The organism is Mesorhizobium sp. PL10, assembly GCF_053714315.1.
On record NZ_JBSKBR010000061.1, the window covers coordinates 1 to 11029 of the forward strand.

An 11029-nucleotide genomic window follows, 5' to 3' on the forward strand; every position below is an offset into this window, starting at 1 on the left:
GTTCCTCCTTCGGCCATGATTGGCCATCGGAGAAAACGCCGGTAGACGGTTGCGGGGCCGACAGCGGTATGGCGGCTTTTGGCGTCCGAACAACGATAGCGGACGGTCAGCCGGTGAACCAAGCTTGGAAGCTGCCCCTGTGCAGACCTGTGCGTCGATGGCTCGGCCGGCCGGTAAACTCGACGTGGCTATTCACAACCGCGCAACAGTCTCCCTGACAGCGAGGTGCTGGCGGGACGTTTGGCGGAGTAAGTTTTATGCTCGCAACCAGCGAAAATTGGGCGTATCGTGGCATATCGTCGGTTGCTAATACTGGGGCCGGCGACTGAGAGCGCAAGACTCCCGCATCAAGACTCTGGGCGCGCTCGTAATTCGCTGTGTTCGGCGCGCTCACAAGACTGTCTGCCTCTGCCGAAACCTCTTTTGCTCGGTTCCGGCCAGAATTGCCTTTTTGCAGTTCGGAAGGGAGGAGCGTTCCGATGCAGATCATCCAAACCCGCCGCCGATTCCTGGCCGGTGGTGCACTGGCGGGCGCTGCCAGTATCGTCGGACTTCCGAAGTCACTCCACGCGGAACCGCAGCTGGAAACGACCACGGTTCGTCTGCCGCGGTGGATTGGTGGTTCGTACTGCTGGGCAGGCGCATACATCGCCGGAGAACTGATGCGTGCAGATGGCTTTACCGACGTTCGCTACATAGAAGCCGACAGAAGCGTCGACCAATCGGAGTGGATCGCACGCGGTGAGACCGATTTCTCTGTGAACTTTCCGCCGAATCAGATCGCGTCGATCGACGCCGGCGTGCCGATCAAGGTGCTAACCGGCCTGCATTCGGGATGCCTCGAACTGATCGCCAAGGAGAGCATCCGCAGTGTCACGGATCTGCGGGGCAAGAGGGTCGGCGTGGATGGTTTCAATAACTCGCGACACGTGTGGCTGACCCTCATGTCCGCCTATGTCGGGCTCGATCCCGTCAACGATATAAAGTGGGTCTTGACCGAGGGGGTCAAACCGACGGAACTCTTCATCCAGGGGAAGATCGACGCATTCCTCGGAACGCCGCCCCAGCCGCAGGACCTGCGCGCCAAGAAGATCGGCCACACGATCCTCAACAATGCCGTCGACCGCCCATGGTCACAGTATTTCTGCTGCATGATCTCCGCCACCACGGACTACGTGAACAGATACCCGGTGGCGACCAAGCGGGTCTTGCGATCCATCCTCAAGGCCGCCGACGTCTGCGTGTCGGATCCGCAACTGGTAGCCCGGCAGATGGTCGATCGCGATTTCGTCCCATCGTATGACTACACGCTCCAAACGCTCAAGGACATTCGATACGACCGCTGGCGCGAATTCGATCCTGAAGACTCGCTGCGGTTCTACACGCTGCGCATGCAGGAGACGGGCATGATCAAATCGAGCCCGCAACAAATCATCGCCGACGGAACGGACTGGCGCTTCCTCAATGAGTTGAAGCGTGAGCTGAAAACCTGATCCCATTTGTCTCAAGGGGAGACGTGGACATGGAAATCATCCAAAGCCGCCGGCGCTTCCTGGCCGGCCTTTCGGCAGCCGGCGCTACGAGCCTAGTTGGGGTCCGCCAGTCGCTCGCCTCAGAGCCACCGCCAGAGACGACGCGGATCCGGCTCGTCCGGATTCCCAGCATCTGTCAGGCCCCCCAGTATGTAGCCGAAGAATTGCTGCGCAGCGAAGGGTTCACCGAGGTGCACTACCTCCAAAAGAGGGGGACCGCAGACATCGCGCCGGCTCTCGCCTCTGGTGAAGCCGACCTCAGTGCGCATTTCGCCGCCCCGCTCCTTCTCCACCTGGAGGCTGGGGATCCGATCGTCATCCTGGCAGGACTCCACGTCGGCTGCTTTGAGCTGTTCGGCACCGATCGCGTGCAAGCGATCCGCGACCTCAAGGGGAAGACCGTGGCCGTGCCGTCGCTGGATTCCAGCCGATACGTCTTTCTCGCCGCTATGACGGCGTATGTGGGCCTGGACCTCCATAAGGACATACACTTCGTCACGCATCCGGGACCCGAGTCCATTCGGCTGCTAAGTGAGGGGAAGATCGATGCCTATCTAGGCTTCCCCCCGGAGCCGCAGGAGATGCGGGAGCGGCAGATCGGCCATGTGTTGATTAGCAGCACCGTGGACCAGCCCTGGTCGCAATACTTCTGCTGCATGCTGGCTGGGAACCGAGAGTTCGTCCGCACGTATCCGGTGGCCACCAAACGCGCCCTCCGCGCCATCTTGAAAGCGGCGGATTTCTGCGCCAGCGAGCCGGAGCAGTCCGCCCAGTATTTGGTGGAGCAGGGCTATACGAGGCGCTATGACCATGCCCTCCAGGTCATAAAGGGCCTCCCCTACGGTTGGCGTGAGTACAGCGCTGAGGACACCCTGCGCTTCTACGCCTTGCGCCTCCACGAGGTCGGGATGCTCAAGAGCACCCCCCAGAAGCTTTTAGCCCAAGGCACCGACTGGCGATTCTTCAGCGAACTGAAGAAGGAGTTGAAGACGTAGGCAATCGCCAACACACCGTGCGCTCTATCGAAGAGGGAGAACCACATGCAGATCATCCAGAACCGCCGCCGCTTCCTGGCCGGTGCTGCGGCAGCAGGCGCTGCAGGTCTCATCGGCGCAACGACTGACGCTTGGGCAGAGGCACCTCCTGAAACGACCTCCGTTCGCTTGCCGCGGTGGATTGATGGTGCCTACTGCTGGGCGGGAATGTACCTGGCCGGAGAGCTGCTCAAAGCGGAGGGCTTCACCGACGTCCAGTACGTGCAGGGCGACGAGAAAGTCGATCAGGCGGTGTGGATTGCACGCGGCGAGACAGATTTCAGCATGAACTACGCGCCAGTCCATGTCGCATCGATCGACGCGGGGGTGCCTATCAAGGTGCTTGGCGGTCTGCACTCCGGGTGCCTCGAGCTGATCGCCAACGACAGCGTCGAAGGCATCTCGGACCTCAAGGGCAAGCGGGTGGGCATGCATGACATCAATGCGCCGTCGCGCGTGCTGGTTGCCCTGATGGCCGCGTATATCGGACTGGATCCCGACAACGACTTCGATTGGGTCCAGGAAAGTAAGCCGGTAGAAGCCTTCGCCGACGGAAAGTTCGATGCATACCTCTTCACGCCGCCGGAGACGCAGCAACTGCGCGCCAAGAAAATCGGCCACACCGTCCTCAACACGACCCTCGATCGCCCCTGGTCGCAGCACTTCTGCTGCATGACCTCGGCCGCTGCGGACTACGTGAACAGATACCCGGTGGCGACAAAGCGCGTGCTCAGGGCCATCGTTAAGGGCGCCGACCTTTGCGCGTCGGATCCCGCATGGAGTGCCGGGCAGATGGTCGAGCGAGGTTTCGTGCACAGCTACGAATACGCGCTGCAAACGCTGAGCGACACCCGGTACAACGTCTGGCGGGATTACGAGGCCGAAGCCTCGATGCGCTTCTACGCGCTGCGCATGCAGGAGACGGGCATGATCAAGTTGAGCCCGCAAGAGATAATCGCCACCGGAACGGATTGGCGCTTCCTCGATCAACTAAAGCAGGAATTGAAGACATAGGTAATCGCCGGCGCGCCGCGCGCCCTATCGAGGGAAGGAGAGGCCATGCAAATCATCCAGAGCCGCAGGCGCTTCCTGGCCGGCCTTTCGGCAGCTGGCGCCGCGAGCCTCGTTGGGGTCCAGCAAGTGCTCCCCGCGGAGCCACCGCCGGAAACAACGAGCGTCCGACTTGCAAAGATCAGGGGCATCTGCATCGCGCCTCAATATGTTGCCGAGGAGCTGTTGCATGCGGAGGGCTTCACCGAGGTTCGCTATGTAATGACCGAGACAGCCGCGGGGCAATCTGACGCGGTCGCGAGTGGCCAGGTGGACTTTACTTTGAATTTCGCCGCGCCGCTCGTGGTGGCGATGGATGCAGGGGGCCCGGTCGTGGTGCTGGCCGGGGTGCACCCTGGCTGCTTTGAGCTATTCGGAAACGAGGATATCCGCGGGATTAGAGACCTGAAGGGCAAGAGTGTCGGCGTCCAAGCCTTGGGCTCGAGTCCGCATGTATTTTTGACGGGCATGGCGGCCTATGTTGGACTGGATCCACTGAAGGACATAAATTGGGTCACCAGCCCGACCATCAAACCAATGACGCTCTTCACGCGAGGGGAAATCGATGCGTTCCTCGGCTTTCCGCCCGAGCCTCAAGAACTGCGCGCCCAAAACGTCGGCCACGTAGTAGTCAACAGCGCCGTTGATCGTCCCTGGTCGCAGTACTTTTGCTGCATGCTGGCCGGCAACGCCGGCTTCGTTCACGACAACCCGATCGCGACCAAGCGCGTCGTTCGCGCCATTCTGAAAGCCGCGGACCTTTGCGTCGCTGAGCCACAGCGCGTCGCACGACAGATCGTCGATGACGGGTTCACGGCCAACTACGACTACGCACTGCAGACGATGACCGACGTGCCTTACAACAAGTGGCGAGAATACGATCCGGAAGACACGATCCGGTTTTACGCGCTGCGACTTCAAGAGGCCGGCATGATCAGGTCGGGCCCGCAGAAGATCATCACAGACGGTACGGATTGGCGGTTCCTCAACGAGCTAAAGCGAGAGCTGAAGACGTAGACCTATCGCGGACACGCGGTGCCTTTTTCAAGGGAGGAGAGACTCGTGCAGATTGTCCAGAACCGTCGCCGTTTCCTCACAGGCCTGTCTGCGCTCGCAGCCGCGGGTCTTGCAAAGGGCCGCAACGCGGCCGCCGCCGAAGCAGCACCTGAAACCACGGTCGCCCGCATTTCGGCGGGACCAGCCATCTGCATCGCTCCGCAATATGTCGCCGCGGAACTGATCCGAGCGGAAGGCCTATTAGATTTGCGATATATCGCAACAGACGCCGGTATCGCGCAAACCGACATGTTGGCGCGGGGCGATATCGACTTCAGTATCAACTTTGCAACCGCGCTTGTCATCCCCATAGACACCGGTGCCCCGATCAAGGTGATCTCCGGCGTGCACGTGGGCTGCTACGAATTGTTTGGGCGCGAGGACATCAAAAGCATCACGGATCTCAAAGGCCGCAAGGTCGGCGTCGGCTATATTCTAAAATCGGATCCGCACATCTTCGTTAGCGCCATGGCGACTTTCGTCGGACTAGATCCGCAACGCGACATCGAATGGATCGTCGGGGAGACAAAACCCGCGGAGCTTTTCGCCGACGGCAAAGTCGATGCTTTCCTGGCTTTCCCGCCTGAGGCTCAGGATTTGCGCGCCCGCAACATCGGCCACGTCATCCTCGACAGTTCCAAGGACCGGCCGTGGTCGCAGTATTACTGCTGCATGCTGGCGGTCAACGCCGCCTATGCCGAGAAAAATCCAGCCGCCACCAAGCGGGTCGTCCGCGCCATCCTCAAATCGGCCGATATCTGTGCGGCCGAGCCGGAACGGGTGGCACGCCTCCTGGTGGACAGCGGGCGCACCGAACAATACGACTACGCCGTGCAGGCGTTCCGCGAACTCCCGTACTCGAGTTGGCGCGACTTTGATCCCGAGGATACGGTAAGGTTCTTCTCGTTGCGTCTGCATGAAGCCGGCATCGTCAAGTCGAACCCGAACGACATCATCGCAAAGGGTACTGATTGGCAGTTCTTCAACGAGGTCAAGCGCGAGTTGAAGGCGTGAGTTGCTGGTCGGCATGCGCATTGGCACTGGCGCTGCTTGCTCCTTGGCCGGCACATGCGCAGGACGCGCCGCACGACGAGCGCCTGCCGACGATCGGACAGGCGCCGGACTTTACCTTGCTATCGCAGGACAATGTGCGCGTGTCGCTGCACGACTTTCGCGGCAAGGTGGTCGCCGTCTCATTCATCTATACGTACTGTACCGACGTCTGTCCCATGCTGACCGCCCATATGGCCAGCGTGCAGAAAAAGTTGGGCAGTGCGTTCGGATCCAAAATCGCCTTCATTTCGATCACCGTCGACCCGGAGCGCGATACGCCCGATGTTTTGAAGGAATATGCGCAGAATTTTGGCGCCGATCTGAAGGGCTGGTCGTTTCTTACCGGCGACCCGGCGATTGTCCATGAGGTTGGACGGAAATATGGGATCATCGCGAAGAAGGTGGCGAACGGAGATGTCGACCATACCTTGTTGACGTCGCTCGTAGACCCGAATGGCATCTTGCGAGTACAGTATCTTGGCGTCCGGTTCGACTTGGAGGAGTTCCGGGATGACCTTGTCAGCCTCTTGGACGAATCCAAATAGCATAACGAACCGGCTCGTTGGCTGGGTTGCCCGGCTGCCGGCGCGCGTCCAGACCAAGCTCTTGATCGCATTCCTGTCGATCGTCGGCCTGCTGATCGTGCTCGGGGCCGTCGGGTTGCAGGTGCTGAGTGGGGTCAACGATCAGACCAACGAGCTGATCAAGCTGCAGCGCAGGATCGCAGCCTACCGCCAGGTACAGCACGATACGACCACCCAGCTCTATGGCATCTCCACCGCCCTGTTGCTTCAGGACGACCGGATGCTGGATGCGGCGCTGCGCCAGCTCAATCAGTTCGGCTACGACCTCGACCGCATGGAGTTCGTCGCCAAAGCCGAGGTGGAAGTGCTTGGCCAAGTCAGGCAAGAGTACGAACGAGTGACGGCCGGGGTGACGCACGTGGTAGAACTCGTCCGCGCCGGCCGTACTGTGGAGGCGCGCAAGGTTCAGCTTGATGAAATCATACCGTCGGCTGATCGCCTCGAGCGGCTGACAAACCAGCTGGTCAACATGGCCGAAGCCGACATGTTGGCGGCCATCGAAACGACCGAGAGTGCGTACGGCACGTCCAGACTGATCGTGGTTTCGTTTGCCGTGGGCAGTATCCTGTTGGCGTTGGGGCTCGGTTACATCATCTCCTGGTCGTTGATCGAACCGGTCAAGAAAATCGAGACGCGTCTCAGCCAGATAGCGGCCGGCGACTTCGCCCAACAGGTTGCCGTCGCCAATCGCGACGAACTTGGAGTGCTCGCCGCTAACGTCAACCAGACCTCCGACCAGCTGGGGTGCCTGTATCAGGAGATCGAGACGCGCACCCAGCAGCTCGACGAAGCCCTTCAGCAGCAGACAGCCACTGCAGACGTTCTGAAGGTCATCAGCCGCTCTACCTTCGATCTGCAGGTGGTGCTCGATACGTTGGTGGAATCGGCTGTCAGGCTCTGCCGTGCCGACAAGGGTGGTATCGTGCAGTTGCTGGATGGCGTATTCCGCTATGTGTCGACGCATGGCTACCCGCCCAGTTTCCGTGCTTATGTCGACGCCAATCCAGTTCCAGCGCTTGCCGCAGGCCAAGGCTCCGCCGTAGGGCGCGTAATCGAAGAACGGCGGATCGTACAAATCGAAGACGTGACCGCTGATCCGGACTACCGCGTTGCCTTGATCGCTGAGGCAGGCGGATTCCGCACCGTCCTCGCTGCCCCGCTGTTGCGGGAAGGTGATCTCGTTGGCGTATTCGTCATGACGAGGGTTGTGCCGCAACCTTTCAATCCCAAGGAGATCGCGCTCGTCGAGACATTCGCCGACCAGGCGGTGATCGCCATCGAGAATGCGCGGCTCTTCGAGGCGGTGCAGTCACGGACGCGCGAGCTTGCCGCGTCTGTTGGTGAACTCGAGGCGCTTGGTGAGGTGAGCAAGGCGGTCAATTCGACGCTGGATCTCGACACGGTGCTGAAAACGATCGTCGCCAAAGCGGTCCAGTTGTCGGAGACGGATGCTGGCACGATCTACGTGTTCAGCAGCACGCGGCAGCAATTCCGTCCGCGCGCAAACTTCGGTATGAGCGATGAGCTTATCGCCGCAGTCTCACACCAGACGATCGGGCTGGGCGACATGGGGATCGGCGACGCACCCGGGCGCTGCATGCCGGTACAGTTTCCCGACCTCAGCAAGGAGACTTCCTCCTTCCTTGTAAGAAAGACGATCGTCGACGCCGGATATCGCGGTATCCTGATCGTTCCGCTGCTGAGGCCCAACAAGATCGTTGGCGCACTGGTCGTCAGGCGCCACAAGCCAGGTGCCTTCCAGGAGCAAGTTGTCCACCTGATGGAGACTTTCGCAGCCCAATCGGTGCTCGCGATCCAGAATGCCAAGCTGTTCCGCGAGATCGAGGAGAAAGGCCAGGAACTGGAGGCAGCCAGCCGCCACAAGTCCCAGTTCCTCGCGAATATGAGCCACGAACTCAGGACACCGCTCAATTCGGTCTTGGGCTTCACAGAACTGCTGGTCGACGGCATCTACGGCGAACTCCCGGACAAGGCAAAGACGACCGTCGCGCGCGTGCAGGCAAACGGCCGTCACCTCCTAGGGCTCATCAATGACGTACTCGACCTTTCCAAGATCGAAGCCGGCCAGCTTACGCTGGCGATCGAGGACTACTCCGTCGCGCAGATTGTTCGATCGACCGTTACAGCTGTTGAGCCGCTGGCACGAGCGAAGGGTCTCGAGCTTTCAACGACTGTTGCCGAGAACCTTCCAATCGGCCGCGGGGACGAACGCCGTTTGACGCAGGTCCTGCTCAATCTTGCAGGCAATGCCGTCAAGTTCACCGAAACGGGTGCGGTCGACATTCTTGCCGATGCGATCGACGGGCACTTCGAGATCACGGTCCGAGACACCGGTCCCGGCATCGCGTCCAAGGACCAGGCTCTTATCTTCGAAGAATTCCAGCAGGTCGACAACAGCAGCACCAGGCAGAAGGGTGGCACAGGTCTTGGGCTGGCGATCTCGAAGCGCATCGTCGAAATGCATGGCGGAACCATAGACGTCGAGTCCATGATCGGGTCAGGGTCGACATTCCGTCTGAAGGTACCAATCCGGGTGAATGAGGACGCGAGGGCCGCATGAGCAAACGAATCCTGATGGTGGAAGACACCGAGGACAACCGCCAGATCATCCGCGATCTCATTGCCACCACCGAATACGAACTGATTGAGGCGACGGACGGCGCCGCCGGCATAGCTGCAGCCGCAGCGCACAGGCCAGACCTGATCCTTATGGACATCCAGCTCCCGGTGATCGACGGGTATGAAGCGGCCCGCCGCATCAAGGCCGACCCGGCGCTCCGGCACATTCCGATTATCGCCGTCACATCCTACGCGTTGTCGGGCGACGAGGCGAAAGCCCTTGCTGCTGGGTGCGATGGTTACATTGCCAAGCCATTCAGTCCGCGCCAGCTGCTTTCCGAGATTCGCGGGTTCCTTTCTTGAGGGAGGCAGTGCCTTGCACGATCCGCCTCGCATTCTCGCGGTCGACGATACTCCGGAAAACCTTGAGATCCTGCGCATGCGCCTCGAGGCGAATGGCTACGAAGTTGCAACCGCCGCCGATGGTGAAGAGGGGCTTGCGAAAGCCCGCGAACTCACGCCTGATCTGATCCTGCTCGACATCATGATGCCGAAGCTCGACGGCATCAGTGTGGTCCGCATGCTCAAGCACGATCAATCGCTGCGATCGATCCCCGTTGTTCTGGTCACCGCGAAGGCCGATACGCGCGACGTGGTCGAGGGGCTGGACGCCGGTGGCGACGACTATCTGACAAAGCCCTTCGAGCACAGGGCGCTGCTAGCGCGGGTGCGCTCGATGTTGCGCCAGAAGGCGCTTCACGACACTGTCGCGAGCCAGGCCAAACGCCTTGAGGACCAAGCCGCGCAACTTTCCGACTGGAACCGCTCGCTCGAGCAAACCGTGGCTGAGCAGTTGTCGGAGCTCGAGCGAATGGTGCGGCTCAGGCGGTTCCTGCCCGAACAGGTCGCCGACCTCATCGTTGCGGCGGGCAATGGAGATGCGCTCTTGCAGAGCCACCGCCGCGAGGTGACGGTTGTCTTTTGCGATTTGCGCGGCTTTACTGCCTTCGCAGAGACCGCCGAACCCGAAGAAGTAATGACAGTTCTGGCGGAGTATCATTCCTGTCTTGGCGAACAAATTGTCCGCCACGAGGGGACTCTTGAGCGGTTCGTGGGCGACGGTATCGTCGTGGTTTTCAACGATCCGCTGCCATGTCCCGACCACAGCGAGAGAGCTGTCTCAATGGCTACCGCAATGCGCGACGCGATTGACGAGCATTCAGAGCGATGGCGCAAGCGGGACTATTTGCTTGGCTTTGGGATCGGCATTGCCAGGGGCCACGCAACCATCGGGCGCATCGGTTTTGATCAGCGCTCGGACTATGCCGTCATCGGCACTGTGTCGAACCATGCAGCCCGATTGTGCGAGGAGGCCAAATCCCGCCAGATTCTCGTTAGCCAACGGGTCCTCGGCGCTGTCGAGTCGCTGGTCGAATCTGTTCTTGTTGGCGATCTGACGCTGAAGGGTTTTCGCCGCCCAATGCCTGCCTATGAAATCGTGCGGTGGTTCGGTCGACCGGGCTAGCGTTGGACGCACTTGGACTCGGTCGGCCGATACGACCCGTCGAACGGCCGGCACAAAGCAGCCCAGCCATCAACCGATCTCGAAATCGCCAAGGAAGCGGTCGTTCCGCGAGTAACAACCAATGGCAGCCTCTGGCAATGGCAGCCTCTGGCGCAACCGTGACCTACAGTGTTGTCGCCGGCAATGTCTGCTTGCGGGCAGTGACAAACCTGACTTCAACGGCCGACATTGGGCGCTTTGCCGTCGCCCGTAAACTCGGCTTGGTACCGCGGCAATCCACTACGAGGGCGGTTAGGGGCCTTCGATTGGCGAAGCCGTGGATCTCGCTGGATGGCGACAATTGCGGCGCAAATTGTTCACGGCTCCACTCGTGAAGTGGAGCCGCTCTTGATCAAACCTCGGTTGCCTCGGCAAGTTCGAGAGCATCCTCTACATCGACTCCCAGATAGCGGCCCGTGTTCTCGATCTTCGTATGACCGAGCAAGATCTGGATGGCTCGCAAATTTCCCGTCGCTTTGTATATAATCGAAGCCTTGGTGCGACGCAGGGAATGGGTGCCGTATTCCTGGGGTCGAAGCCCGATCGCCTCGACCCATTCGTCGACGAGGCGGGCAT

Annotated in this window: 10 protein-coding genes; 9 read left to right on the forward strand and 1 reads right to left on the reverse strand. The window is 60.4% G+C overall.

The window, feature by feature from the left end; all coding sequences use genetic code 11:
- Nucleotides 1-479: 479 nt before the first annotated feature.
- Genes ACWGTO_RS31905 through ACWGTO_RS31945 form a run of 9 tightly spaced genes read left to right on the forward strand, consistent with a single transcriptional unit; the run spans nucleotide 480 to nucleotide 10414 of the window.
- Nucleotides 480-1493, forward strand: a complete 1014-nt coding sequence (locus tag ACWGTO_RS31905) for an ABC transporter substrate-binding protein (RefSeq protein ID WP_454578724.1) — start codon at nucleotides 480-482, stop codon at nucleotides 1491-1493.
- A gap of 29 nt (nucleotides 1494-1522) precedes the next feature.
- On the forward strand, nucleotides 1523-2527 hold the full coding sequence (locus ACWGTO_RS31910; protein ID WP_454578725.1) for an ABC transporter substrate-binding protein: 1005 nt from the start codon (nucleotides 1523-1525) through the stop codon (nucleotides 2525-2527).
- A 45-nt stretch (nucleotides 2528-2572) separates the two neighbouring features.
- Entirely contained in the window at nucleotides 2573-3580 is a 1008-nt protein-coding gene (locus ACWGTO_RS31915) for an ABC transporter substrate-binding protein (protein WP_454578726.1), read from the forward strand.
- A 45-nt stretch (nucleotides 3581-3625) separates the two neighbouring features.
- The gene (locus ACWGTO_RS31920; protein ID WP_454578727.1) at nucleotides 3626-4633 is read left to right on the forward strand and encodes an ABC transporter substrate-binding protein; all 1008 of its coding nucleotides are present in this window, start codon (nucleotides 3626-3628) and stop codon (nucleotides 4631-4633) included.
- A gap of 45 nt (nucleotides 4634-4678) precedes the next feature.
- Nucleotides 4679-5686 (forward strand): ABC transporter substrate-binding protein, encoded by a 1008-nt coding sequence (locus tag ACWGTO_RS31925; protein WP_454578728.1) that lies wholly within the window; start codon nucleotides 4679-4681, stop codon nucleotides 5684-5686.
- Between the two features lie 20 nt (nucleotides 5687-5706).
- Complete coding sequence (locus ACWGTO_RS31930) at nucleotides 5707-6270, forward strand: SCO family protein (protein WP_454578729.1); 564 nt, start codon at nucleotides 5707-5709, stop codon at nucleotides 6268-6270.
- Nucleotides 6236-8890: a GAF domain-containing protein gene (locus ACWGTO_RS31935; protein ID WP_454578730.1), complete on the forward strand. Its 2655-nt coding sequence runs from the start codon at nucleotides 6236-6238 to the stop codon at nucleotides 8888-8890. The genes ACWGTO_RS31930 and ACWGTO_RS31935 overlap by 35 nt, the downstream gene beginning before the upstream one ends.
- 14 nt (nucleotides 8891-8904) lie before the next feature.
- Nucleotides 8905-9252 (forward strand): response regulator, encoded by a 348-nt coding sequence (locus tag ACWGTO_RS31940; protein WP_454578731.1) that lies wholly within the window; start codon nucleotides 8905-8907, stop codon nucleotides 9250-9252.
- A gap of 13 nt (nucleotides 9253-9265) precedes the next feature.
- Nucleotides 9266-10414 (forward strand): adenylate/guanylate cyclase domain-containing protein, encoded by a 1149-nt coding sequence (locus ACWGTO_RS31945; RefSeq protein ID WP_454578732.1) that lies wholly within the window; start codon nucleotides 9266-9268, stop codon nucleotides 10412-10414.
- A 391-nt stretch (nucleotides 10415-10805) separates the two neighbouring features.
- Here the strand turns inward: ACWGTO_RS31945 and ACWGTO_RS31950 are convergent.
- The coding region (locus tag ACWGTO_RS31950) for a tyrosine-type recombinase/integrase (RefSeq protein WP_454578733.1) at nucleotides 10806-11029 on the reverse strand (224 nt) is incomplete at its 5' end.

What these genes read in the sequence shown, in the direction of transcription:
- ACWGTO_RS31935 (WP_454578730.1), top strand. Translation starts at nt 6,236, where the DNA reads ATGACCTTGTCAGCCTCTTGGACGAATCCAAATAGCATAACGAACCGG.
- ACWGTO_RS31910 (WP_454578725.1), top strand. Translation starts at nt 1,523, where the DNA reads ATGGAAATCATCCAAAGCCGCCGGCGCTTCCTGGCCGGCCTTTCGGCA.
- ACWGTO_RS31940 (WP_454578731.1), top strand. Translation starts at nt 8,905, where the DNA reads ATGGTGGAAGACACCGAGGACAACCGCCAGATCATCCGCGATCTCATT.
- ACWGTO_RS31920 (WP_454578727.1), top strand. Translation starts at nt 3,626, where the DNA reads ATGCAAATCATCCAGAGCCGCAGGCGCTTCCTGGCCGGCCTTTCGGCA.
- ACWGTO_RS31915 (WP_454578726.1), top strand. Translation starts at nt 2,573, where the DNA reads ATGCAGATCATCCAGAACCGCCGCCGCTTCCTGGCCGGTGCTGCGGCA.
- ACWGTO_RS31905 (WP_454578724.1), top strand. Translation starts at nt 480, where the DNA reads ATGCAGATCATCCAAACCCGCCGCCGATTCCTGGCCGGTGGTGCACTG.